Raw genomic sequence first — 23,469 nt, 5'->3', positions numbered from 1 at the left:
GTAGTGCGCGCTAGCAGATGGCTTCGTGCACCACTTCGTCCGCGATGAGCAGGTCCTTGTAGAACGCGCCGAACGGGCGTGTCGGATGCGCGATCTGGATCTCCAGCACCCAGAGTCCCGGACCGCGCCCGGCCGCGGGGATCGCAGGCGGGAAGCCGCCCACACGGTGCCCGTGGAGGCCCAGGTTGAGGCGCCATCCCCTCGCCTGCGCACGCTGCGTCGCATAGGCATACAGCGCCTCGCCGTCGAGGCCCTCGGTGCACAGGCGCGAACTCACTTCCTGCCAGATCGCGCGCACGGTTCTCGCGCAGTCTTCCATCTGGGGATCGCCGCCGACCACGAAGGTCTCGCCGGCGTCGCCTTCATGGCCTTCCCACACGGGGCCGATGTCGATGAAGAAGATGTCCTGCTCGCCGAGCACGCGAGCCGGGTCGGACGCGTCCCTGGCGGTCTTGAGCGTGTCCTCGCCGAAGCGGATCGCGACCGGATGCCAGTTGCGTTCCATCTCCAGCGCCTGCAGCGTCGCCGCCGCCAGGGCCGTGGCCTGCGCATGCGTCATGCCGGGCCGGATACCCGCAGCGATCTGTCGGACCGCGCGCTGCGACAGCGAGCGTGCGCGTCGCAGGGCCGCCAATGGCAACCCTGCCTCGGTGACGGCGGATCGGAGCAGTTCGGGAAGCATCATGGTCATCGGCGGTATCCATCTGCCTGGATCGAGGCAATCGCTGTATCTTACAAAATACAGCGATGCCCACTCCCGCCCCCGCCGGCGATGCCTCTGCCCTAGATGTAGCAGTTCTTCAGGATGATCGCGCGACCGGCCGTGCTGCCCACGTAGGCGATGAAGGCGTCGACCGCGGCGTTGGTCGAGCCGGCGCGGCCGCGGATCGCCACGGCGTCCTGCAGCAGGCGGTCATGCGGCGGGTTGCCGTTCACCGTGGCCGGCGTGTACTCGAAGTAGGTGCCGGTCAGCGGCGTGCGGATGGCGCCGGTGCTGCTGTCGCACAGCTGCGACTTGGCGACGAAGCCGACGTTGGGATAGGTCGTGGCGCTGGTGCTCGCGTTCACCGCCGTGTAGGTGGTGCCGATGGTCGTGTACTGCGCGAACTTGGCGTCGTAGGCACCGCCCGGGTAGGTGATGGCGTTGACCCGGCTCAGCACCTGCTGGGCCGCGGTGCCGTACGGCGCGGTGACCGGGTTGGCGATCGCGACCTGGCCGTTCGCATAGGCGTAGCTCGCGGGATTGGTGAAGCCGCTCGAACCGCTGGTGCTCACGTTCGGGCCGTACTTGGACCACAGGATCAGCTTGCCCTCGGCATAGCGGAACGGCACCTGCACCACGGTGGGATGGCCGGTGCGCAGGGCTGCCGGTGTGGTGTCGTCGGCCGCGAAGAACAGGTCATAGGGCGTGGTGCCGCCGGGCGCGGCCAGCGCGGTGTTGATCGCCGTCTGGAAATCGCCCGTCGCGCCATAGGTCACGGTGAAGCTGCTGCCCGAGAACGGCAGGCCCGAGGCCCCGAAGGCATTGACGAGCTGGACCATCGCGCCCTGGAAATTCGCGGCCACGGCCACGGTGATCGACTGCGCCCAGGTGGCGGACGAACCCAGCATCAGCACCGATGCCGAAACGCTCAGGGTAATTTTTCTGATCGAAAGCTTTTTCACGTTATCTCCTCGAAGAATTGGATGAATGACTGCGTGTGAATCTTTCGCGCTATATAGGCTTGCATATAGGTTGCATAGCATTCGGGTAATGCATAGGCATTGAATTGAAGGCTCTGGCGACTGGAAATCGTCCTATGGCGCGAAAAAAATCACGGACGCTATACTCTCAAAAATATAACGAGACAGGTGAACAAATGAAGAAGACCACGAAAAAATACACTGGCCATGTTCCCGAATTGAGTTCGAAAGTATGCGCGGCCATTTACGCGTTGCTTTGTTCTTATTCATCCATCGCCACGGCCGCGCCGCAGGGCGGCACGGTCACCAGCGGCAGCGCCACCATCGGCCAGGCGGGCAGCGTGACGCGCATCGACCAGAGCACGCAACGCGCGAGCATCAACTGGCAGGGCTTCGGCATCGCCGCCGGCGAAACCGTCAATTTCAACCAGCCCAATGCCTCGGCGATCACGCTCAATCGCGTGGTCGGCAACGAACGCAGCGTGATCGAGGGCGCGCTCAATGCCAATGGCAAGGTCTTCCTGATCAACTCCAACGGCGTGCTGTTCACCCGCGGCAGCAGCGTGAACACGGCCGGCCTCGTGGCCAGCACGCTGAACCTCAGCGACGCGGACTTCAATGCCGGGCGCTATGTGTTCAGCGGCAACGGCGGCAGCGGTTCGGTCATCAACATGGGCACGCTCACCGCGGCCCCGGGCGGCTACGTCGCGCTGCTCGGCCGCTCGGTGTCGAACCAGGGCGTGATCGTCGCCACCAAGGGCACGGTGGCGCTGGGCAGCGGCGAGAAGATCAGCCTCAACTTCAACGGCGATTCGCTGGTGAGCCTCAGCATCGACGAAGGCGCGCTCGGTGCGCTGGTCGAGAACAAGGGCGCCATCCAGGCCGACGGCGGCACGGTGATCCTCACCGCGAAGGCGGCCGACGAGCTGCTGGGCAGCCAGGTCAACAACACGGGCATCGTGCAGGCGCGCACGATGGACGATCTCAAGGGCCGCATCGTCTTGCGCGCCGACGGCGGCACGGCCAACGTGGGCGGAACGCTCGATGCCTCCTCGCCCGCGACCGGCGGCGGCGGAACCGTCGAGACCTCGGGCCGCAGCGTGCGCGTGTCGGACGACGCCGTGGTCACCACCAAGGCCGCGAACGGCGACACCGGCACGTGGACGCTGGCTTCCGATGCCTTCACCATCGGTGCTGGCGCGAACATCAGCGGTGCCCAGCTCGGCAGGCAGCTGGGCAGCAACAACGTGGTGATTTCATCGAGGGGCGGGAACGGCGCCGATGGCCACCTCTACGTCGGCCAAGGTGTGAACTGGTCGGCCAACACCGCGCTCACGCTGAGTGCCGCCAACGACGTGCGCATCGATGCGCCGATCACCGCGACGGGCGCGCGCGCGGGGCTGAAGCTCAACTACGGTGGCGACTACCGCATCGACATGAGCCAGGGCGCGTCGGTCACGCTGAGCGGTGCCAATGCGACGCTCGCGATGAATGGGCAGGCCTACACGCTGATCCACAGCATGAGCGACCTGGAGAAGATCGACGACGCGGGCGGTGACGCGGCGGGCCGCTATGCGCTCGCGGGCAATCTCGATGCCTCGGGCAAGACCTACGGCAGCGCGCTGGTGTCCTCGCTCTCGGGCACGCTGGCGGGCCTGGGCCACACCATCAGCAACTTGAGGATCCTGGAGCCGGTGCACAACGACTACCTGCAGACGCCGGTGGGCCTGATCGGAACGGCGCAGGTCGACAGCACGATCCGCGACATCGGCCTGATCGGCGTCGACGTCAGCGGCTACGGCCGGGTCGGCGGACTGGTCGGGGAAAACTTCGGCGGCGGCATCAGCCAGGCCTACGTCACGGGGTCGGTGCAGGGCGTCGTCAACGTGGGCGGCCTGGTGGGATACAACGGGACCAGCTTCAACCCCGACACCGGGGAGTTCATCGTCGGCAACGGCATCATCGCGGACTCCTTTTCGACCGCTGCCGTGAGCGCATCGACACGCTACACGGGCGGCTTCAGCTACATCGGCGGACTGGTGGGCAGGAACTTCGGCGCGACCTACAAGATTCTTCGCTCCAGCGCCACCGGCAACGTCTCGGTGGTCACCGACACCAGCTCCGGCCTGCTCAACGGAAACATCGGCGGGCTGGTCGGCGGCAACATCAACGGCACCATCGCCGACTCCCACGCCACTGGCAACGTGACGGTATCGGACAACACGAGCTCCGTCGGCGGCCTCGTCGGCATCAACAGCGGCGCCACCGCGTCCGTGACCAACAGCTACGCCACGGGCAACGTGACGGGCGGAGACTCCAACGTCGGCGGCCTGGCCGGACAAAACCTCGGGGGCGCCAGCATCGTCGACTCCTACGCCAGCGGCAACGTGAGAGGCGGCGCGAGCAACGCCTCCCAGAACGTCGGCGGCCTGGTCGGCTGGAACAACGGCAGCACCATCTCGGGCTCGCATGCGAGCGGCGTCGTCACGGCTTTCGGCGCTTCGGTGGGCGGACTGGTCGGCAGCAACGGAGGTCCCGACGCGAGAATCACCAACTCCTATGCCACCGGCGACGTGAACGGCGGACCGGTCAGCGCCGGCGTGGGCGGCCTGGTCGGCGGGAACAGCGGCACCATCTCCGGATCGCATGCCACGGGCAATGTCAGGGGCGAGATCGCGGGCGGTCTGGTCGGCGGCAACTCGGGCCTCATCACGGACTCCTTCTCGAGCGGCAACGTGTTCGGTTCCTACGCGGCCGGTGGCCTGGTGGGGCAGATGGACGGTGGCTCGATCCTCAACTCGCGCGCCAGCGGCAACGTGACGGGCGGCGCCGACTTCGACTTCACCGGCGGGCTGGTGGGCCGCATGCAGGATGGCAACGTCGACAACTCGCATGCCACCGGCTCGGTCATCCACGGTAACGACACCACGGGCCGCCTGATCGGAAACAACACGGGCTCGGGCACCATCACCAACAGCACCTACCGCGATGCGGCGGCCGAAGCAGCGGCGCAAGCAGCAGCCGAAGCGGCGGCCCGCGCAGCCGCGGCGGCACAAGCCGCGGCGGAAGCAGCCGCCCGTGCATCGAGCGAGGCCGCGGCGCAGGCCGCCGCCGAAGCGCAGGCGGCCGCCGTCGCCGCCGCGCAAGCCGCAGCGCGCGCCGCGGCGCTGCAGGAGCGCGCGCAGACGGGTTCGCGTCTCGCGGCCGCCGCGACCTCGGAGGCCCAGCGCCAGCCGGAACGCCCCGCCGTCCAGACGACGGCCGGCCTCACGCAACGAGCCGCGGCACTGGCCGACAACATCGTCTTCGCCGACCGGCGCAGCTTCTCCGCCAACGTGGAACGCATCGAGATCGACGGCAAGGTGTTCGAACTCGAGGACGAAGGCGCCAAGGCGCCCGCGGCGCAGCCGTCGACGCCGCGCTGACATCGCCGCCCCGCGGCGGGACGGCATGGCCGGTTCCGCCTCCCCTTCTCCTCCTCGTTCCCGTTGCGACATGAATTCCCTTCGTCCCGTCTTGTCCTCACGCCGGGCGCATCCCGCGCTCGCCGCCTTCTCGGTGCTCTGCACGCTCGCCACCAGTGGCCAGGCCCAGGTGGCGCCCATTCCCAACTACGGCAGCGGCGATGCGTTGCGCGAAGCCCAGCCGCCGCGCCCGCCGGGCACCACGAGCCAGCCGCCCGCGCCGGTGATCGTGGAGCAGCCCGAGCGGCCGCTGGCACTGCCGGCCGGCGAGACGCTGACGGTGCGCGACTTCAAGGTCGAGGGCGCCGACGAGATTCCGCCCGCCGAGCTGCAGGCCGCGCTCGATCCCTATCGCGGCCGCGCGCTGTCGATGGCCGAGATCGAGCAGGCCGCGGGCCGGGTCACGGCGCTGCTGCGCGACCGCGGCTATCTGGTGGCGCGCGCCTACGTGCCGCGGCAGGACGCGAGCGCCGGCACGCTGACGATCCGGGTCCTGATCGGCAGCTACGGCAAGCTCACGCTCAAGAACCGCTCGCTGGTGCGCGACGCGACGGTGGCCGATGCGTTCGCGCCCTTGCAGGCGGGCCAGCCGGTGTCCCGCGCGCAGCTCGAGCGCGCGATGCTGCTGGTCGGCGACATGCCCGGCGCCACCCTGCCCCGCCTCACGATCTCGCCGGGCGAAGCCCCAGGCAGCTCGGACTTCGATGCCGAGGTGGGTGAAGGCAAGCGCCTCGCGGGCTATGCGCTGGTCGACAACCAGGGCTCGCTCTACACCGGCAAGAACCGGCTGAGCGCGGGACTCGACATCAACTCGCCCTTCGGCATCGCCGACCGACTGAGCCTCAACCTGATGGGCACAGAAGGCGGCGGCCTCGACAACGCCCGCGTGGCCTACGGCTTTCCGCTGACCGCGAGCGGCCTGCGGCTGGAGCTCGCCGCCGCGCGCACCACCTATCACCTGGGCGGCGACTACGACGACCTCGAGGCCAAAGGCCGGGCGCGCACGGTCGAGGCCACCTTGAGCTATCCGCTGCTGCGCAGCCGCGAGCAGAACCTGTCGCTGAGCCTGAACCTCGCGCAGCGCCATCTGCGCGACGAGGTGGGCGCGGTCGAGAGCGTCGACCGCAAGACCACCAGGGTCGCGACCTTCGCCGTGCAGCACGAGCGCTGGGGCCAGCTGCTGGGCCGGCCGGGCTACACCAGCGTCGTCGCCGGGTTCAGCTACGGCCACCTCGACATCGACAACCCCGCGCAGGTGGCGCTCAACCGGGCCGGCGCCAACACGGCTGGCGACTTCGCGCACCTGAACCTGCGGCTGGCCGCCAACGTGGAATTCGCCAAAGGCTGGACCGCGAGCAGCGCGCTGAGCCTGCAGAAGGCGCTGCGCAACAAGAACCTCGACGGCAGCGAGCAGATGAGCATCTCGGGGCCCAACGGCGTGAGGGCGTACCGCGAATGGGTGAGCGGCGACAACGGCTACCTGCTCAACGCCGAGGTGCGCTACGCACTGCCGGCGCCCGAGGGGCTCACGCATTCGGTGGGCGTCTTCGCCGACCTCGGACGCGCCTGGCTGCAGAACGCCGACTACGCCACGCGCAACGGCGTGCGCCTGTCGGACGTGGGCATCGGCTACCAGGCACGCCATGGCGCGCTGTTCGGGCGGCTGCAGGTCGCGCGCGCCATCGGCGCGCGGCCGCAGGAGATCGTGCGCGAGAGCCGCACGCGCGTGCTGGTGCAGGCCGGCGTGCTGTTCTGAGACACCGACGAGGAGCACGGAATGAACATGAACTGGCTCGCCGGCGCCATCGACTACGGCGTCATCGGACTGCTGGTGGTGCTGAGCGTCTTCGTGGTCGCGATCGGCATCGAACGCGCCTGGCTCTACAGCCGCATCGACACCCACGCGATCCGCGACATCAAGTCGCTCGAGCTGGTGCTCACGCGCAAGCTCTTCGTCATCGCCTCGGTGGCGAGCAATGCGCCCTACCTGGGCCTGCTGGGCACGGTGTTCGGGATCATGCTGACCTTCTACAACATGGGTCAGGACGCCTCCATCGACACCGGCAAGATCATGGTCGGCCTCGCGCTCGCGCTGAAGGCCACGGCCGTGGGCCTGGGGGTGGCGCTGGTGTCGGTGGTGCTCTACAACACGCTGCTGCGCAAGGTGCAGGTGTTGATCCTCGAATGGGAGATCGCGCGTGACCGAAAAGCCGATTGACAGCATGAACATGCTCCCCTTCGTCGACATCATGCTGGTGCTGCTCACCATCGTGCTGACGACCTCGAGCTTCATCGCGAGCGGGCGGATTCCGGTCAACCTGCCGCAGGCCAGCGCGAGCCCCGCGGACACCTCGCAGACGCAGACCATCGTGATCGATGCGGCGGGCACGATCCACTTCGGCGGCGAGGCCCTGAACGCCGACACGCTCAAGACCCGGCTCGCGGCGATGGACAAGCAGACGCCCTTCCTGCTGCGTGCCGACCGCACGGTGCAGCTGCAGCGCTTCATCGACGTGGCCGATGTGCTGAAGCAACTGGGCTTCGCCAAGGTGGCCGTGCAGACGGAGCCGGCGCCGCGATGAGGTTCGCGATCGGCCTCGGCCTCTCGGTGCTGCTGCATGCGGCACTGGTGCTGCCGTGGCTGGTGCGCGCGCGGCCCGAGGCGCCACCGCCGTCGCGCGAGCAACTGGTGGTGGACCTGCTGGGCCTGGTGAGCAACCGCCAGGTCGAGCAGCAGCAGGTGGCACGGCCTGCGGAGCCGCCCCCCCCGACGCCGCAGCCGAAGCCGGTGGCGCGAAAGGAGACGCGCGAGCGCGCGCCGGTGCCGCGCCAGGTCGCGCCGAGCCCGGTGCAGGTGGCGCGCGTGGAAGAACCCGTGCGCGCCGCGCCGGAGCCGCCGACACAGACGCCCGTGGCCGCGCAGCCGCCGGTCGCGAATGCCGCCGAGGAAGACCGCATGCAGCAGACCGTGCGCGCACGCGACGATGGCGCGGATGCCCTGCGCAAGTACCTCGCGGGGCTGCGCAAGGCGATCCAGGGCAAGCTGGTCTATCCGGCCGAAGCGCGCGAGGCCGGCTATGTGGGCGCGCCGACGATCCGCTTCACGCTGACGGAGGAAGGGAACATCCTGTCGGGCTCGCTGGCGGTGGCGAAGAGCAGCGGCTACCCGGTGCTCGACGAGAGCGCGATGCGGGCGGCGCAGGCCGGTGCGCCGTTCGAGAAACCGCCGCGGCGGATGGAGGTGGCGATCGCTATCGGGTTCGTTCAGGAGCGGCAGTGATTCTTGGCTTGCTGTTCGGGGCGCGTGCACAGGGCAGCGGGTACTTCCCTCCGCGAATGTCCCCCGGCCTTCGGCCTCCTCCTTGATTTCGCTGCGGGAAGCACCCGCTGCCCTGTGCACGGGAGGCGCTCGGGTTGTGCGGCCGGTGCTTTGGTTCCGGGATATTGAAGGGGCTGCAACACGCCATTGCAGAGATGCCAATTCCCATCGGACGATGTTCCATCCATGATCGGTTTTCCGCCGCTTTCGCGGCAGATCAACGACCGAGACACCCATGGCACCCCAGGACATCGCCGGCATCCGCATCCCCGACAGCAGGCTCGCGCGCGAGCTGACCCAGTTCATCCGCGACACCGAAAGCGAGCTGCTCTTTCACCACTCGGCCCGCGTCTACTGCTGGGGTGTGCTGGCGGGCGATCGCAAGGGTTTGAAGTACGACCTCGAGCTGCTCTATGCGGCCGCTATGTTCCATGACATCGGCCTCACCGCGCGCTACCAGACCAGCCAGCTGCGCTTCGAGGTGGACGGCGCCAACGCCGCGCGCGATTTCCTGCAAGGGCACGGAATCTCCGAGCACGACATCGAGACGGTGTGGAATGCGGTCGCGCTGCACACCACGCCGGGCATCCCGCAGTTCATGCGCGCGGAGATCGCGCTCGTGCAGGCGGGCGCCGGCATGGACGTGGCCGGTCGTGGCTACGACGACTACAGCGACGCGCAGCGCGAGGCGGTCGTGCGCGCCTTTCCGCGCGAGGCCGATTTCAAGCACGGCATCATCGAGGCCTTCTACCAGGGGCTCAAGCACCGTCCCGACAGCACCTTCGGCACCTTCAACGACGACGTGCTGGCGCACAAGGATCCGCATTTCCATCGCGCGGACATGTGCAGCATCATCCATGCGTCGAAGTGGCAGGGCTGAGGCGCCGTCCTCTTTCCTGTTTTCCAGCGCGCTGCACGAGAATCGCGCGCATGCATACGACGATCACAGGGCTGGTGCTGGGAATTTCGATGGCCGCTTGCGCGCAAGCCGCCCCCGACAGTCCGGGCGTGAACGCCAAGGCCGCCGCGCCCGCCAAGGCCACGGCGAACCTGAGCGCCTACAACCACACGCCGGACTACATCCACGAGTACTGGGTCAACGGCCAGTTCGGCGCCAACGCCTTCGCCTATGGCGGCGGCGGCAGCTTCGTGTGCTGCATCGTGTACCCGCGGCAATGGACACCCGGCCTGACCGCGGTCGTGCGCTGGAGGACGAGCAACTCCGATCCCAAGGGACCGCTGAACGAGGCGTGGCACGAGAAGACCGTGCCGGTCGACCGCTATGACCGCACCGGGTCGACGATGAACGTGCACTTCCTGCCCGACAACGAGGTTCGGCTGGTCATCAGCAATTCCGACGCCTATGTGCCCGACTATCCGGGCCCGCGCGGGCCCCGGAAACCCGCGGGCTTCAAGTTTTGAGAAGGCATGAACGAGGCGGGTCGCGCAGCAACGCCATGAAGGGCCCCGCAATGATCCGCCTCACCCTTGGCTTGAGCCTGCTCGGTCCCGCCTTGGCGTTCGCCGGCACGCCCCTGTCTTGCGATCTGGGCGCGCCCGGCGCGCCGCGGGTCGTCGAGGTCCTGCGTACCGATGCCATCGCGGGCTCCCATGTCTACCACGTGCGCGAAGGCAAGGCGTCCAGGCGGCTGCTGTTCGACGGCGAGGCCGAGGACTCGCGCGGTTCGGAGGTCCGCATACGCTGTGCCGGCCGGACGCGCCGCGCGCTGGTGGTGATGGGGGATTTCATGTCGGCCGGCTATCCGCGCGGCATGGTCATGGTCCACGACGCGGCCGGACAGCGCTTCCAGCGTTTCGATTTCGCCGAGCGCCATGCGCCGCGCTGGTTGTACCTGGGCAAGACCGAAACCCTGCTGGTGTTCCCGCCCGGTGGCCGGCTCGAGACGGCGCATCGCTATCTGATCCAGCGCTTCGTCGACGGCGACAAGCCGGGCGGCACCGAAGCGATCGACAGCGTTCGGCCGAACGCCAAGGGCTACGAAGTGATCGAACTGGGGCGCTAGTTCGGCGCGCTCACGCCGGCTGGAGGGCACCTCTTCCGGCATGCCCCCGATCGTCCTCGTTTCGATGGCGTGCTTCTTTCATCCCGCGACGAGCTTGCAGGCCGCGGCGCGCCCTCTTCCCTCTTCCCTCTTCTCACGCCCGCGCCCACTGCTGCTGCACGGCCCCCGCCCCCTGGTGGCTCGCGAGCTTCGCGTACACGCCCTGCCGCCGCAGCAGCTCGTCGTGCGTGCCGGCTTCCGCCAGCGTGCCGTTCTCCAGCACCAGGATCAGGTCGGCATCGCGGATGGTCGACAGCCGGTGCGCGATCACGAGCGTGGTCCGGTGCCGCATCAGCGCATCGAGCGCGCCGCGCACCTGCAGCTCCGACAGCGTGTCGAGGTGCGAGGTGGCCTCGTCGAGGATCAGCACCGGCGCGTTCTTGAGGAAGGCGCGCGCGATCGAGATGCGCTGGCGCTGGCCGCCCGACAGCTGCATGCCGCGTTCGCCGACGCGAGTGGCCAGGCCCTCGGGCAGCGTGCGCACGAAGTCCGTCAGCGCGGCGCGGTCGAGCGCGAGGGCGAGTTCCTCGCCGCTGGCATCGGGGCGCGCCAGGCGGATGTTGGCCTCGAGCGTGTCGTTGAACAGGTAAGTGTCCTGCGACACCAGCGCGACGCGTTCACGCAGGCCGTCGAGCCGCAGCTCGCGCACGTCCACGCCGTCGAGCTTCACGCTGCCCTGGCGCGGATCCCAGAAGCGCAGCAGCAGGCTCGCCACGGTGCTCTTGCCGGCACCCGAGGCGCCGACCACGGCCACGGTGGCGCCGGCCGGCACCTCGAAGCCGAGCTCGTGCAGGGTGTCCTGCGCCTTGCCCGGATAGGCGAAGCAGACGCGCTCGAAGGCCAGCGACAGGCCGTGGGTGGCCGTCGGCGGCGGCAGCGGGCCGTCGACCACGGGCTCGGGTTCGCTCTCGACCACGTGCAGGCGGCGGGTCGCCGCGATGGTGTCGGCCAGTTGCCGGCTGACCTGCGAGATCTCCGACACCGGCAGGAAGGTGGCGAGCGCGATCAGCACCAGCAGCGGCAGCATGCCGGCCGGCAAGGCGCCGCTCGCGACCTGCAGCGCGCCGACCACGGCCACGGCCAGGCCACCGAGGCCCATCGCGATCTCGAACCAGGCGGTCTGGCGCGACAGGTCGTCCAGGATGTCCAGGCGCCGCGCGCGGCTGCGGTCCGCCACCTCGAGGAACTGCGCGCGGCGGCGGTCGGTGGCCTGGAAGGCGGTCAGGTCGGCCAGGCCCTGGATGGTCTCGGCGGTATGGGCGCTCATCTCGCCCAGCGCATGGCGGGCGCGGTCGCCGAGCGCATCGACCTGGCGGCGGCCCCGTATCGGCGAGACCAGTGCGTAGGCCAGGAACGGCAGCAGCGCGAGGGCCACGGGCCAGCTGTACACGGCGAGGAAACCCAGCACCGACAGCGGCACCAGCACCGAGACGATGGCCGGCGCGATGGTGTGGGCGTAGAAGTACTCGACCATCTCCACGTCGTGCGTGGCCAGCGCGACCAGGTCGCCCGAGCGACGCTGCAGCAGGTAGGCCGGCGCGAGCCGCTCGAGCTTGTCGTAGAGCTTGACGCGCATGTCGGCCAGCAGCTGGTAGGCCATGGCGTGGGCCAGCCACGACTCGAGCCAGTGGAACAGCGCGGCCAGCGGCGCCGCGACCAGCAGGCCGACGATCAGCGCCGAGGTGTCGCGGTCGTCGCGGATCGCGGCCACCACCAGCGCGCTGAGCACGCCGACGCCGATGAAGGCCGCGACGCGCGCCACGCCCAACAGGATGGTGGCGATCAGCGTGCCGCGCCAGGGCCGCACCACCGACAGCAAGGTGGCGAGCGTGGCCTTCCAGCCGACCTGCGCGGCATCGGCGTCGAGCGGACGCAGCGCGGGGCCGCGATCGCCCTCCTCTTCCGCGGCAACGCGCCGCACCGATGCGGCCTGCGCTTCGACGGGCACGAGCGCCGCGCCAGCCAGGCCCACGGCCTGCTCGTGCATCAGGCGGTGGTAGAGGCCCTGCTGCTGCATCAGCACCGCATGCCGGCCCTCCTCGACCACGCGCCCCTGATCGAGCACCAGGCAGCGGTCGGCGCCGATGATGCTGGCCAGGCGGTGCGCGAGGATCAGCGTGGTGCGGCCGACCATCAGGCGGTCCAGCGCCTGCTGGATCAGCGCCTCGTTCTCGGTGTCGACCGAGGACAGCGCCTCGTCGAGGATCAGGATCGGGGCGTCGCGCAGCAGGGCGCGCGCGATCGCCACGCGCTGGCGCTGGCCGCCCGAGAGCTGCAGCCCGCGCTCGCCGACCTGGGTGGCGTAGCCCTGCGGCAGCGCCATGATGAAGTCATCGATGTTGGCGGCCCGCGCCGCGGCACGCACCTGCTCGTGGGTGGCATCGGGCCGCCCCAGGCGCAGGTTGTCGTCGAGCGTGCCGTGGAACAGCGTGATGTCCTGGCTCACCAGCGCCATGTGGCCCAGCAGGGTCTGCGTGGCCAGGCCGTTGACGTCGTGGCCACCGACGCGGACCGTGCCCGATTGCGGCACGAACTCGCGCAGCAGCAGCCGCACGATGGTGGACTTGCCGGCCCCGCTCGGGCCCACGATGCCCACGCGTTCGCCGGCCGCGATGCGGAACGACAGGCCCTGGTGGGCCGCGCGCTGCGGCGAGTAGGAGAAGGCCACGCCGTCGAATTCGATGGTGGGCGCGAGATGCGCCGGCTCGGCGGCTTTCGACGGTGTGTCGGGTGCGGCAGTCGGCGCCTCGGCATCCATCAGCGCATGGATGCTCGCCGCGGCCGATTGGCCCAGCATGCCCCGGTGCAGCACCGAACGCAGCTCGCGCAGCGGACGGAAGATCTCGGTGCCGGCCATCAGCACGATCAGCAGGGCTTCCACGCTCATGTCGCCGGCCGTCACGCGCCAGGCGCCCAGGGTCAGCGCCAGCGCGGCACCGAGTGCCACGCCGAGGTCGCTGATGCCGCGCGTCAGCAGGCTCACCGACAGCACCCAGAAGGTGTTGTCCGAGAGCTTGCGCGCGCGGGCCGCGAGACGCTCGCCCCAGGTCTTGCCCTGGCCGTAGGCCTTCAGCGTGGGCAGGCCCTGCACGGCATCGAGGAACTCCTCGCCGAAGGCATTGAGCGAGCGGGTGCGCGCCAGGCTCGCGCGGCTGTCGAGCATGTGGACGGCCATCGGCCCGAACAGCGCGAACAGCGCCGCGACCAGGAAGACGAGCGCGGTCGGCACGTCCCAGAAGGCGATGACCGCGAAGATGGCGAACGGCGCCGCGGCCGCGATCACGACCTGCGGCAGGTACTGGCCGAAGAAGGTCTGCAGCTGTTCCACGCCATCGACCACCGTCAGCATCACGCCGCCGGTGCGCTGGTTGGCGAACCAGGCCGGGCCCAGCGCCACGATGCGGTCGTACAGCCGCGCGCGCAGCGCCTGCTGCACCTCGGCCGAGGCGCGGTTGGCCTGCACCGTGCGCAGATGGTCGAACAGCGCGCGCAGCAGCACCATCGCGCCCACCCAGGCCGCCGGTGCGATCCAGTCGCCGTAGGGCGCGCCGTCGAACACGCGCGCCAGCAGCTGGCCAAGGAACACATAGCGAGCGATGCCGGCCGCCAGCGCCAGCAGGCCGAGCAGGATGCCGCCCGCCATCTGCAGGCGCAGGCCCGCTGTCAATTGCCAAAGTCGAATATCGAAATACATGGTGGTGCGATCGGTTCTTCCTGTAAGGCCGTCATGGTCATGCATCGCGCGGGGCGGCGAAAGCGATGGTTTTTCAATCCTGGGTTGAGATAGATTGCACCCTTTGCCGCTCCACCCTCCCCCATGCCACCACTGGCTGCCTTGCGCGCCTTCGAAGCCGTTGCCCGCCTGGGCAGTCTGAGCCGCGCCGCGTCCGAACTCCATGTGACGAAGAGCGCCATCAGCCACCAGCTGCGCGCGCTCGAGGAAGACCTCGGCGTGACCCTGCTGCACCGCGGCGGCACGGTGCGCCGCGCGCGGACCACCGAGGCCGGCGCCGCGCTGCTGGTGTCGGTGCAACAGGCCTTGACCCTGCTCGAAACGGCATGTCGCAACACCCGCGCCGGTGCCCATGGCACGCGGCGCAACAGCCTCAACATCTCGGCCAACCCCTCGCTCGCGGCGCTGTGGCTGGCGCCGCGGATCGGGCGCTTCATCGAGCTGCATCCCGACATCGACATCCAGCTGTTCCTGCACGCCAGCCAGGACCCCGCATGGGACGCGCAGGACATCGACCTCGCGTTCCTGCACGTGCGCGCGCTGGGCCCGCACCTCGCGGCGCCGGGCGACATCCCGCTGATGACCGAGACCGTGGTGCCGGTGTGCAGCCCCGCGCTGGTCGAGCCCGGCGAGCGCGACGACCCACGCGTGTTCGCGCGCCACCGCTGGCTCGAGGAGAAGCACATCGACAGCCCCGAGACCGACTGGCGCACCTGGCGCCCCCGGCTGGGCCTGCCCGACAGCGCGGGCCACGACCCGCTGCTGCTCAGCGGCCTGAGCACCGTGGTGGCGGCTGCCGCGGCGGGCGTGGGCATCGCGCTGGGTCGTGCGCCGCTGGTCGACGAGGAACTGGCGCGCGGCCGGCTGGTGGCGCTGACGCCGGGCCTGCGCATGGCCGGCTCATGGGGTTACGTGATGCGAGTGCGTGCCAACCGGCCGATGGATGCGTCGTTGCCGACGCTGGTCGAGTTCCTCGCCGAGGAGGGGCGGCGCGCTCCTGCGTGGTGAGGCCGGGCGGCGGCGCGATCCACCGCGTCGGATGCGACATCAGGACTTCTGATCCTCCACCAGGAATCGCACGACCCTCTGCATGAGCTTCCCGACCTCCTCCTTGTTCATCTTCGGATTGCCGACGGCCCGGAACACCAGGCCGTCGGACATGGCAACGATCACGTCGATCGTTGCTTCCAGCTCGGCCGCGGAGAGCCCGCGTGACGACGGAATCGCTTTGACGACGCCTTCGATCTTTTCGTGGATCGCTCGATCGGCGCGCTGGAAGAACTTCGCCACGCTCCTGTTCCGGGCGGACTCGGCCAGGATCTCGAGCTCGAGGGGCACGTAACGGGGATCGGTGCGCGTGCGCACCGCATGGCGCATCTCCTCGACCAGCGCATCGGCGGGGCCCGCGACCCGGCTGCGCTCCTCGATATGGGACAGGTGCTCGAAGGCACGTCCCAGGTTCTGCTGGATCAACGCATGAATGATGGCTTCCTTGTTCTGGAAGTAGTGATAGATGTGGCCCGGGCTCATGCCAGCGGCTTCGGAGATCTTCTGGATGCTCGTGCCGTGGAAGCCGTTTTTGCTGAAGCAGACCGCCGCGGCTTCCAGGACCTGGGCGCGGCGGTTCTGGCCGGCTTCGGCTTCATTGGGGTGGATGATTTTTTTTCCTGCCATTTGAACGATTCCGGGAAACCCGGCTGCGATGGTCGATGCCGCTTCGCCAGGCCCGCGGGCTGGCGCTTCTCGCGGGCATCTTAGACGGCGAGGCGCTGCCGCGAAGGCGTCGCAAGCCCGGCCATCCTTGTGCGAACGAAGCCGAGCCTCCAGGCCCCCTGCGGCGAGAAACCCTGGCGAAGGTAGTGCCACGGCGACGCCACTTCGCCATCTTTAGAATGATCATTCTAAGATCTGCCTCTGCTGTCTTCATGCGTCCTCCCGATCACCGGAAGGGACGCACACACCGGGCAATGCCACAGGGAGAAAAAAAGTGAACCAAGTCATCGTCGTTCGCGCGGCCGGGGGACCCGAGGTCCTCGAGTTCGGGCAGGTACCCATGGCCGAAGTCGGACCCTCGCAGGTGCGCGTGAGACAGACCGCGATCGGCGTCAATTTCAGCGACACCCTTCGGCGCGCGGGCGTTCTTCCCGCGCCGATGCCGTTCGTGCCCGGCACCGAGGGCGTCGGCGTGGTCGTCGCGGTCGGCGCGGAGGTCACGGACATCGCGCCGGGCGACCGCGTCGCCTACCGCAGCGCCAGCGGAACCTATGCGCAGGAGTGCCTGGTGCAGGCGGACCATGTCATCGCCGTGCCCGACGACATCGACGATCGGCAGGTGGCCGCCATCCTGTCCAAGGGCTTGTCCGCCTGGTGCCTGCTGTTCAAGGCGCGGCCGATCGCGGCGGGCGACACCCTCCTCTATCACGGCGCCACGGGCGGCGTGGGGCATATCGCATGCCGATGGGCCAGGTCGCTCGGCGCGCGCGTGATCGGCACGGTCGGTTCCGCCGGCAAGAGGGCCGTGGCCCGCGCCAACGGTTGCGACGAGGTCATCGACTACAGCGAGGAGGATTTCGTGGCCCGGGTGCTCGAATTGACGGCGGGCCAAGGCGTCGATGTCGTGTACGACGGCGTCGGCCGGAAGACATTCCTGCCGTCGCTCGATTGCCTGCGGCCGTTGGGATCGATGGTGAGCTTCGGCTTCAGTTCGGGCCCGACGCCGCCCGTCGATGCAAGCCTCCTGATGGCCAAGGGTTCGCTGTTCCTCACGGGGCTGTCGTCCTCCCACTACCTGATGACCCGCGAAGCCTTGCTGGCGGGCGCCGACGCGCTGTTCGACGCGTTCAGGTCGGGCCGCATCACCGCCGCCATCGATCGCAGCTACCCGCTGAAGGACGCCGCCGCGGCCCACCGCGCCATCGCGGCGCGCGAAGTCATGGGCTCGGTCGTTCTCATTCCTTGACGCGCGGACAGTTTCAATCACGACAGCGGAAGGACACGGACCCATGGCGATCGGAATCATTGGAGCGGGCAGGATCGGAAAGGCGCTCGCGGCGCAGTTCACGCGGGCCGGCTACGAGGTCGTCCTCGCCAACAGCCGGGGGCCGGATTCGCTGGCCGACCTCGTCGGGCAGCTGGGGCCCAGGGCACGCGCGGGCACGGCAGCCGAGGCCGCCGCCGAACCGACGGTGATCCTCGCACTCCGATGGAGCCATCTTCCCGAGGCCCTGCCGACCCTGGGATCGCTGGCCGGAAAAATCGTCATCGACACCAGCAACCCGTACCTGGAGAGGAACGGCCAGCTCGTCGTCGCCGACCTTCGTGGCCGCAGCTCGAGCGAGATCGTGGCCGATCTCGTTCCGGGCGCCAGGCTGGTCAAGGCCTTCAACACGCTGCCGGCGGCACTGCTCGCGGAAGACCCGCAGCAGCAGGGCGGGCGACGCGTGATCTTCGTGTCGGGCGATCACGTGGATGCGAATGCGCAGGTGGCGTCGATGATCGCCACCGTGGGCTGGGTGTCGGTCGAGCTCGGGGGCTTGTCGACCGGCGGCAGGCTGCAGCAAGGGCGCGGTCCGTTCTCCGGCCTCGATCTGCTGCGTCGAGGCTGAGGGCCGCCGACCTTCAGATGTGTTGTCGGCGAGCCAGTGTCCCCAGCCGCCGAACCCCCTCCTCGATCCGCTCGCTCCAGCTCCAGCCGGCGCTCAGTCGCAGGCAGTTGCGAAAGCGCCGGCTCGCCGAGAAGACATCCCCCGGCGCGAAGCAGATGCCGAGCTCGAGCGCCGCGTCGAACAGCGCGCGCGAGTCGAAGCCGCGCGGCAGTTCGACCCACAGCGCGAAGCCCCCGGCGGGCCGGCTGACGCGTGTCTCGGCCGGAAAGCTGGCCTCGATGGCGCGGGTCAGGTGTCGCAGGTTTTCTTCGAGCAGGCGGCGCAATCGGCGCATGTGCGCGTCGTAGGCGCCGCTGGCCAGGAAGTCGGCGAGCGCGACCTGCGGCAGCACCGGGCTGCAGAGACTGAAGGCGAGCTTGCGGTCGACCACCTGCTGCGCGTATTTGCCGGGCGCGATCCAGCCCACGCGGTAGCCGGGCGCGAGGCTCTTCGAGAACGAGCTGCAGTAGAGGGTGTTCGCGCCGCGGTCGAGCGCGATGAAGGGCGTGGGCCGCTCGCGCGCGAAGTGGATGTCGCCGTAGACATCGTCCTCGATCAGCGGCACGTCGTGCCGCGCGAGCAAGGCCAGCAGCTCGCGCTTGCGTGCATCGGGCATCGACACGCCCAGCGGATTGCTGAAGCTCGACGACAGCAGGCAGGCTGCCACCGGAGCGGTATCGAGCAGCCGCGCGAAGGCCTCGATGTGGACGCCCTCGACGGGATCGGTGGGCAGCTCCAGCACCTTGAGGCCGAGCACCTCGAGCGTGTGGAGAAAGCCGAAGTAGGTGGGCGACTCCACCGCGATGGTGTCGCCGGGCCGGGCGACGGCGCTCAGCGCGAGCGTGAAGGCTTCGGTGCAGCCGTTGGTGATGACCACGTCGTCGGGCGAGAGCGCATGCCCGATGCGCATCGCGCGCCGCGAGATCTCGCGGCGCAACCGCGGATCGCCGCGCGGCGTGCCGTAGACGTTGTGGCGATCGCCATGCTGGCGCGCGGCACGCGCGAGCGCGAGGTCGAGCCGGTGGGAGCGCAGCAGGGCCGCGTCGGGCACCGCGCAGCCCAGCGGCACGAGCGCCGGGTTGGAGGCGTGCTCGAGCAGGGCCGCGACGGCGCCGCTGATCGACACGGTCGAAGCCTTCGAACGCAGGCGCGAGGCCGAGGGCAGCGCCAGCGTTCCGCCCTGCGTGGCGGCGACGTAGAAGCCCGACTGCGGCCGCGCGACCAGCACGCCGCGGTCTTCGAGCAGGCGGTAGGCCTGCAGCACCGTCGAGATGCTGATGCCGTGCTGCTCGCTGACGGCGCGCACCGACGGCAGGCGCTCGCCGGGCGCGAGCGTGCCGTTGCCGATCGTGTCGACGATGAGTTCCGCGAGCTGCTCGTAGCGATGGGGGGCGGGCACGTTGCCGGCCGCTTGCCTGTTGCGCTGAAGGGTGCCTGTGTTCATGGGGGCTCGTGCATGACGAGGCTCGATTGTGGGCGAACCGGCTTCCGAAGGCACGCAAACTGTACTGGTCCGATTTCGCGGAAATTGTGGCTGTTCCGATGGCCCGGCGATCACTAGCATGGCCCGTATTCCCTGCTGCCCGATACGCCCCGGGCTCTGGATGACCCTCCCACTCGGGCGACCTGGAAACGAATGACAGTGCTTGAACACGAAGCCCCCGCGGCGGCACAGCCGACGTGGCGCGGCCGCTTTCCCTACAACGAGATCATTTCCCTGCTCGACGTGAACCGGCCGTTCAACCTGGCCGAGAGCACCTCGCAGGATCTGACGTTCGGCGACGTGCTCGACATGGCCGGGCTCGAGACCCTGCGCGGCCTGAAGCTGGGCTATGGCCGCTCGGCCGGCTCGGTCGAACTGCGCGAGGAGATCGCCAAGGCCTGCGGCGTGCCCGCCGAGCAGATCGTCACCACTCAGGGCACGGCGCTCGGGCTGTTCCTGCTGGCCTTCGAGGTCTGCCGGCCCGGCGACGAAGCGGTGCTCGTGACGCCCTGCTTTCCGCCGAGCCGCGACTGCCTGCGCGGCGCGGGTGTCACCGTGCGCGAGGTCGGGCTGCGCTTCGAGAACGGCTACCGGCTCGATCTGGACGCGATCGCGGCCAGCCTGTCGCCGAAGACGAGGCTCGTGAGCCTCGCCTCGCCGCAGAACCCCAGCGGTGTGCGCACACCGCGCGCAGCCATCGAGCAACTGCTCGCGCTGCTGCAGAGCCAGGCGCCGCAGGCCCTCCTGTTCATCGACGAGACCTACCGCGAGGCCGGCTACGGCGACGAGGCCATCCCTGAAAGCCTGGCCGCGCTGCATCCGCGCATCGTCACGGGCGCCTCGGTGTCGAAGGCGCTGGGCGCGCCGGGCCTGCGCACCGGTTGGCTCACGGTGCCCGACGCGGACCTGCGCGCGCGGCTGGTCGTGGCCAAGATGAACACCGTGATCTCGGGCTCGGTGCTCGACGAGGCACTGGCCACCGCGCTGCTGCGCCATCGCGAACCCGTGCTCGCGCCGCGCCGCCGGCTGCTCGCCGAAGGCCTCGCGGCACTGGCGGCCTGGTGCGAGGCCGAGCGCGAGCGCATCGAATGGATCCGCCCGGACGGCGGCGCGCTGTGCTGCCTGCGCCTGCGCGCCGATCGCTTCGACGACGCGGCCGTCTCGCGCTTCTGGGACCTGCTGCCGCGGCACGAACTGCAGCTGGCCTCGGGCGCCTGGTTCGGCGAGAGCGAGCGCGTCTTTCGCCTGGGCTTCGGCTACCTGCCGCCGGACCGCCTAGCCCCCGCGCTGTCCGCTCTTTCGACGGTGCTGGACGCCGCCGCGAAGTGAATGTACGACACTGCTTGACGCACCGACATCCCCTGGAGCCCCGCATGAAACAACCCCATCGCTACACCGTGGTCGACGTCTTCACAGCCACGCCGCTGGCCGGCAATCCCGTGGCCGTGGTGTTCGACGCCGACGGCCTGGACACCGAGGCCATGCAGGCCATCGCGCGCTGGACCAATCTCTCGGAAACCACCTTCGTGCTGCCGCCCACCGTGCCCGAGGCCGACTATCGCCTGCGCATCTTCACGCCGCGCAACGAGCTGCCCTTCGCCGGCCATCCGACCCTGGGCAGCGCGCATGCCTTCCTCGAAGCCAAACGGGGCACGCTGCGCGACGGCGGCCGGCTGGTGCAGCAGTGCGGTGTCGGCCTCGTCGACGTGACGGTGGAAGACGGCCCCGAGGGCCGCGAACTGGCCTTCGCCCTGCCCTCCGCACGACTGGCGCCGCTGGCGGCCGATGACCTCGCGGAGCTCGGGCGCATCCTGGGCCTTCAACCTAGCGCCGAGGCCGCGCCGGCCATCGTGGACGTGGGCCCGCGCTGGGTCGTGCTGCCGCTGGCCGACGCGGCCACGGTGATCGACCTGCAGCCCGACTTCGCGCGGCTCGCGGCCTTCGAGCGCCGTCTCGGCGTGACCGGCCTCATCGTGTACGGCCGCTATGCGCAAGGCGAGGTGGCGATGGAGGTCCGGGCCTTCGCGCCGTCGAGCGGGGTCGAGGAAGACCCCGTCTGCGGCAGCGGCAATGCCAGCGCGGCGGCCTTCCAGTGGGAACGCGGCCTGCTGCCGCCCGACGGCATCGCCTACGTGGCCGCGCAGGGGCGCTGCGTGGGACGCGATGGGCGCGTGAAGGTGCGCGTCGATGCCCACGGCAAGGTGCGCGTGGGCGGTGCCTGCGTGAGCTGCGTGGAAGGCACGCTCGCGCTGTAGCCCTGGCTGGTGCGCCGTTCAGCGGATTGGCGCGTCCTGCGTCGATGAGCACCGCGGAACACGCGCCTGTAAATCTATAAGCAGCGGAGCTGATTTTTAATTGAATTAGCGCCAGCTAATGATTCTAAGGATTGGCTTGGAGAATTAATCGTATTGCGCGGTTTTGTTTTTCGACGCGACCAATAAAGATGAATGAATGAATAGGATCTCGGCTGTCTGCAATTGGCTTTGCAGGCAATTTCCTGTTTTCATTCTTAAGGTAAACAATGTCGAAGAAAATCATCTCTCGCTTCGCTGTGATCGCAACCGTCGCCGCCATGTCGCAGGCGGCCCTGGCTGCCGACGGCCAGATCAACTTCACCGGCGAAATCACGGACAGCATCTGCTCCCTGACGCCCGACAGCCAGAACCTGACGGTGCCGCTGGGCAAGGTGAGCCGCACCGCGTTTCCGACCGTGGGAACGGGTTCGACCCCGGCCAAGTTCACCCTGAACCTGGCCGATTGCCCCGCGGGCAGCAACAAGGCCAAGGTGACCTTCTCGGGCACGGCCGACAGCCGCAACGTGGATCTGGTGGCGATCGATGGCTCCGGCACCGGAACGCCGGCAGCCCAGGGTGTGGGCATCCAGATCGGTGACTGGGAAGGCCAGAAGATTGCGCTGGGCTCGGCCTCGCGCGAATACGCTCTGGCCCAAGGCACGAACAAGCTGCAATTCCAGGCGCGCTATGTCTCGACCTTGCCGCTGACGGGCGGTTCCCCGGCCGATCCCGTGCTCAAGTCGGGCCCGGCCAATGGCACCGCGCAATTCACGGTCGCCTATAACTAATTAGGCACCACGGCATGAGGCCCTCGCGGCTTCATGCCGTCATGGGCGCGCTGTCCCGCGGTGCAATGCCGCGCTCTTTTCGCGCCTTCATCTTCCGTTGATTTTTCCTTTGAGGCGCCGCTGCCGGCGCGTCGGAGTGCTTGCGCGCGCGCGTCGTCGACGTGGGTCGCGCCGAGGAACAGATATGTGCAGCAATGAACGAATTCGGTGGGCGCTCGGCATCCTGGCGATGCTCTGCCTCCAGGGGCCGGCGAGCGCCAGCGTGATGCTTTCCGGCACGCGCGTGATCCTCCACGAGACGCAGCGCGAAACCTCCCTGCCGATGAAGAACACCGGGACCTCGCCCTATGTGGTCCAGGCCTGGGTCGATGCCGGCGATGGTAGGAGCAAGACCCCGCTGGTCGTCACGCCGCCGCTGTCGCGGCTCGATCCCGGCAAGGAAAACCTGCTGCGCATCATGCGTGTCGGCGGCGAGCTTCCGGCCGATCGCGAGTCGGCGTTCTGGCTCAACGTCAAGGAGATTCCCCAGACGCCGAATCAGGAGAACGTGCTGCAGGTGGCGATACGCAGCCGGCTCAAGCTGTTCTACCGGCCCACGGGCCTTCCGGGCTCGCCTGCAGAGGCGCGTGCGCTGCTCAAGTGGACGGTGAGCGCACCAGCGCAAGGCCAGGGCGCGGTGCTCAAGGTCGGCAATGCGAGCGCCTTCCACGTCACCCTGCTGAAGCTGACGGTCAACCAGGGGCAGGGCCCCGAAGGGAAGGACCAGGAGGAGCTCGACGCGGGCATGGTGCCGCCGTTCGGCGAGCTGAGCTTTCCGATCCAGACGCTGAAGGCGCCGCGGGCCGTGCAGATCAACTTCACCACGATCAACGACTACGGCAGCGAATCGCCCGAGGAGTTCGTCAAGGTGCCCGAGGGCGCCGAACCCGTGCCCTTGAAGGCCGAGCCGGCTCGCGCGCTCGCGGCTTCGTCCAGCGGCGGTGCGCAGCGCTGAGACC

20 protein-coding genes are annotated in these 23,469 nt (G+C 69.0%); 15 read left to right on the top strand and 5 right to left on the bottom strand.

The features are described 5' to 3' along the window. Positions 1-10: 10 nt before the first annotated feature. Together AC07RV_RS03130 and AC07RV_RS03125 are read right to left on the bottom strand one after the other, a co-directional pair. On the bottom strand, positions 11-682 hold the full coding sequence (locus AC07RV_RS03130) for a M24 family metallopeptidase (protein WP_492713610.1): 672 nt from the start codon (positions 680-682) through the stop codon (positions 11-13). A gap of 101 nt (positions 683-783) precedes the next feature. Then, positions 784-1,665: a substrate-binding domain-containing protein gene (locus AC07RV_RS03125; protein WP_296782341.1), complete on the bottom strand. Its 882-nt coding sequence runs from the start codon at positions 1,663-1,665 to the stop codon at positions 784-786. A gap of 236 nt (positions 1,666-1,901) precedes the next feature. Here AC07RV_RS03125 and AC07RV_RS03120 point away from each other — a divergent pair, with 236 nt between their 5' ends. The 8 genes from AC07RV_RS03120 (at position 1,902) to AC07RV_RS03085 (ending at position 10,490) form a co-directional block, all read left to right on the top strand. Beyond that, on the top strand, positions 1,902-5,108 hold the full coding sequence (locus AC07RV_RS03120) for a GLUG motif-containing protein (RefSeq protein ID WP_296782340.1): 3,207 nt from the start codon (positions 1,902-1,904) through the stop codon (positions 5,106-5,108). A gap of 91 nt (positions 5,109-5,199) precedes the next feature. After that, positions 5,200-6,903, top strand: coding sequence for a ShlB/FhaC/HecB family hemolysin secretion/activation protein (locus tag AC07RV_RS03115; protein ID WP_296782339.1), 1,704 nt, complete (start codon positions 5,200-5,202; stop codon positions 6,901-6,903). A gap of 21 nt (positions 6,904-6,924) precedes the next feature. Next, a complete protein-coding gene (exbB, locus tag AC07RV_RS03110; RefSeq protein ID WP_093349691.1) occupies positions 6,925-7,365 on the top strand; it encodes a TonB-system energizer ExbB in 441 nt (146 codons plus the stop codon). Between the two features lie 4 nt (positions 7,366-7,369). Further along, positions 7,370-7,729, top strand: a complete 360-nt coding sequence (locus AC07RV_RS03105; RefSeq protein ID WP_296782336.1) for an ExbD/TolR family protein — start codon at positions 7,370-7,372, stop codon at positions 7,727-7,729. Beyond that, positions 7,726-8,427, top strand: coding sequence for a TonB family protein (locus AC07RV_RS03100; RefSeq protein WP_296782334.1), 702 nt, complete (start codon positions 7,726-7,728; stop codon positions 8,425-8,427). The genes AC07RV_RS03105 and AC07RV_RS03100 overlap by 4 nt, the downstream gene beginning before the upstream one ends. 274 nt (positions 8,428-8,701) lie before the next feature. After that, positions 8,702-9,346, top strand: a complete 645-nt coding sequence (locus AC07RV_RS03095; RefSeq protein WP_296782330.1) for an HD domain-containing protein — start codon at positions 8,702-8,704, stop codon at positions 9,344-9,346. A 50-nt stretch (positions 9,347-9,396) separates the two neighbouring features. Further along, positions 9,397-9,888 (top strand): DUF3304 domain-containing protein, encoded by a 492-nt coding sequence (locus tag AC07RV_RS03090; protein WP_296782329.1) that lies wholly within the window; start codon positions 9,397-9,399, stop codon positions 9,886-9,888. A 50-nt stretch (positions 9,889-9,938) separates the two neighbouring features. Next, positions 9,939-10,490, top strand: coding sequence for a hypothetical protein (locus AC07RV_RS03085; RefSeq protein ID WP_296782328.1), 552 nt, complete (start codon positions 9,939-9,941; stop codon positions 10,488-10,490). Between the two features lie 133 nt (positions 10,491-10,623). Here AC07RV_RS03085 and AC07RV_RS03080 read toward each other — a convergent pair whose 3' ends face one another. Beyond that, positions 10,624-14,223 (bottom strand): ABC transporter ATP-binding protein/permease, encoded by a 3,600-nt coding sequence (locus AC07RV_RS03080; RefSeq protein ID WP_296782326.1) that lies wholly within the window; start codon positions 14,221-14,223, stop codon positions 10,624-10,626. Between the two features lie 123 nt (positions 14,224-14,346). Between AC07RV_RS03080 and AC07RV_RS03075 the strand changes: the two genes are divergently transcribed. Then, positions 14,347-15,270: a LysR substrate-binding domain-containing protein gene (locus AC07RV_RS03075; protein WP_093349709.1), complete on the top strand. Its 924-nt coding sequence runs from the start codon at positions 14,347-14,349 to the stop codon at positions 15,268-15,270. A gap of 39 nt (positions 15,271-15,309) precedes the next feature. Here the strand turns inward: AC07RV_RS03075 and AC07RV_RS03070 are convergent, their stop codons facing one another. Beyond that, complete coding sequence (locus tag AC07RV_RS03070) at positions 15,310-15,936, bottom strand: TetR/AcrR family transcriptional regulator (protein ID WP_296782325.1); 627 nt, start codon at positions 15,934-15,936, stop codon at positions 15,310-15,312. A 313-nt stretch (positions 15,937-16,249) separates the two neighbouring features. Between AC07RV_RS03070 and AC07RV_RS03065 the strand changes: the two genes are divergently transcribed. Together AC07RV_RS03065 and AC07RV_RS03060 are read left to right on the top strand one after the other, a co-directional pair. Further along, positions 16,250-17,221 carry a quinone oxidoreductase family protein gene (locus tag AC07RV_RS03065; protein ID WP_296782324.1) on the top strand — a complete coding sequence of 324 codons (972 nt, stop codon included), beginning with the start codon at positions 16,250-16,252 and terminating at the stop codon, positions 17,219-17,221. Positions 17,222-17,264: 43 nt separating this feature from the next. Further along, the gene (locus AC07RV_RS03060; protein WP_296782323.1) at positions 17,265-17,867 is read left to right on the top strand and encodes an NADPH-dependent F420 reductase; all 603 of its coding nucleotides are present in this window, start codon (positions 17,265-17,267) and stop codon (positions 17,865-17,867) included. Between the two features lie 13 nt (positions 17,868-17,880). Here AC07RV_RS03060 and AC07RV_RS03055 read toward each other — a convergent pair whose 3' ends face one another. Next, positions 17,881-19,350 (bottom strand): aminotransferase-like domain-containing protein, encoded by a 1,470-nt coding sequence (locus tag AC07RV_RS03055; protein ID WP_296782322.1) that lies wholly within the window; start codon positions 19,348-19,350, stop codon positions 17,881-17,883. A gap of 192 nt (positions 19,351-19,542) precedes the next feature. Here AC07RV_RS03055 and AC07RV_RS03050 point away from each other — a divergent pair, with 192 nt between their 5' ends. The 4 genes from AC07RV_RS03050 (at position 19,543) to AC07RV_RS03035 (ending at position 23,465) form a co-directional block, all read left to right on the top strand. Then, positions 19,543-20,718, top strand: a complete 1,176-nt coding sequence (locus AC07RV_RS03050) for a pyridoxal phosphate-dependent aminotransferase (protein ID WP_296782321.1) — start codon at positions 19,543-19,545, stop codon at positions 20,716-20,718. A gap of 44 nt (positions 20,719-20,762) precedes the next feature. Beyond that, complete coding sequence (locus tag AC07RV_RS03045; protein ID WP_296782320.1) at positions 20,763-21,644, top strand: PhzF family phenazine biosynthesis protein; 882 nt, start codon at positions 20,763-20,765, stop codon at positions 21,642-21,644. Between the two features lie 266 nt (positions 21,645-21,910). Next, the gene (locus AC07RV_RS03040) at positions 21,911-22,471 is read left to right on the top strand and encodes a fimbrial protein (protein ID WP_296782319.1); all 561 of its coding nucleotides are present in this window, start codon (positions 21,911-21,913) and stop codon (positions 22,469-22,471) included. Positions 22,472-22,655: 184 nt separating this feature from the next. Then, positions 22,656-23,465: a fimbrial biogenesis chaperone gene (locus AC07RV_RS03035; RefSeq protein WP_493196307.1), complete on the top strand. Its 810-nt coding sequence runs from the start codon at positions 22,656-22,658 to the stop codon at positions 23,463-23,465. Positions 23,466-23,469 lie beyond the last annotated feature (4 nt).

This window comes from Variovorax sp. GW821-FHT09B01 (genome assembly GCF_059418345.1).
Note: the sequence above shows the minus strand (reverse complement) of the source record. Positions and strands in the feature narration are given on the sequence as shown.

Excerpts from the sequence above, each read along its gene's own strand:
- exbB (WP_093349691.1), top strand. The coding sequence starts at position 6,925 with ATGAACATGAACTGGCTCGCCGGCGCCATCGACTACGGCGTCATCGGA.
- AC07RV_RS03035 (WP_493196307.1), top strand. The coding sequence starts at position 22,656 with ATGTGCAGCAATGAACGAATTCGGTGGGCGCTCGGCATCCTGGCGATG.
- AC07RV_RS03040 (WP_296782319.1), top strand. The coding sequence starts at position 21,911 with ATGTCGAAGAAAATCATCTCTCGCTTCGCTGTGATCGCAACCGTCGCC.
- AC07RV_RS03060 (WP_296782323.1), top strand. The coding sequence starts at position 17,265 with ATGGCGATCGGAATCATTGGAGCGGGCAGGATCGGAAAGGCGCTCGCG.
- AC07RV_RS03070 (WP_296782325.1), bottom strand. The coding sequence starts at position 15,936 with ATGGCAGGAAAAAAAATCATCCACCCCAATGAAGCCGAAGCCGGCCAG.
- AC07RV_RS03080 (WP_296782326.1), bottom strand. The coding sequence starts at position 14,223 with ATGTATTTCGATATTCGACTTTGGCAATTGACAGCGGGCCTGCGCCTG.
- AC07RV_RS03055 (WP_296782322.1), bottom strand. The coding sequence starts at position 19,350 with ATGAACACAGGCACCCTTCAGCGCAACAGGCAAGCGGCCGGCAACGTG.
- AC07RV_RS03130 (WP_492713610.1), bottom strand. The coding sequence starts at position 682 with ATGCTTCCCGAACTGCTCCGATCCGCCGTCACCGAGGCAGGGTTGCCA.
- AC07RV_RS03075 (WP_093349709.1), top strand. The coding sequence starts at position 14,347 with ATGCCACCACTGGCTGCCTTGCGCGCCTTCGAAGCCGTTGCCCGCCTG.
- AC07RV_RS03050 (WP_296782321.1), top strand. The coding sequence starts at position 19,543 with ATGACAGTGCTTGAACACGAAGCCCCCGCGGCGGCACAGCCGACGTGG.
- AC07RV_RS03090 (WP_296782329.1), top strand. The coding sequence starts at position 9,397 with ATGCATACGACGATCACAGGGCTGGTGCTGGGAATTTCGATGGCCGCT.
- AC07RV_RS03045 (WP_296782320.1), top strand. The coding sequence starts at position 20,763 with ATGAAACAACCCCATCGCTACACCGTGGTCGACGTCTTCACAGCCACG.
- AC07RV_RS03100 (WP_296782334.1), top strand. The coding sequence starts at position 7,726 with ATGAGGTTCGCGATCGGCCTCGGCCTCTCGGTGCTGCTGCATGCGGCA.
- AC07RV_RS03105 (WP_296782336.1), top strand. The coding sequence starts at position 7,370 with ATGAACATGCTCCCCTTCGTCGACATCATGCTGGTGCTGCTCACCATC.
- AC07RV_RS03095 (WP_296782330.1), top strand. The coding sequence starts at position 8,702 with ATGGCACCCCAGGACATCGCCGGCATCCGCATCCCCGACAGCAGGCTC.
- AC07RV_RS03085 (WP_296782328.1), top strand. The coding sequence starts at position 9,939 with ATGATCCGCCTCACCCTTGGCTTGAGCCTGCTCGGTCCCGCCTTGGCG.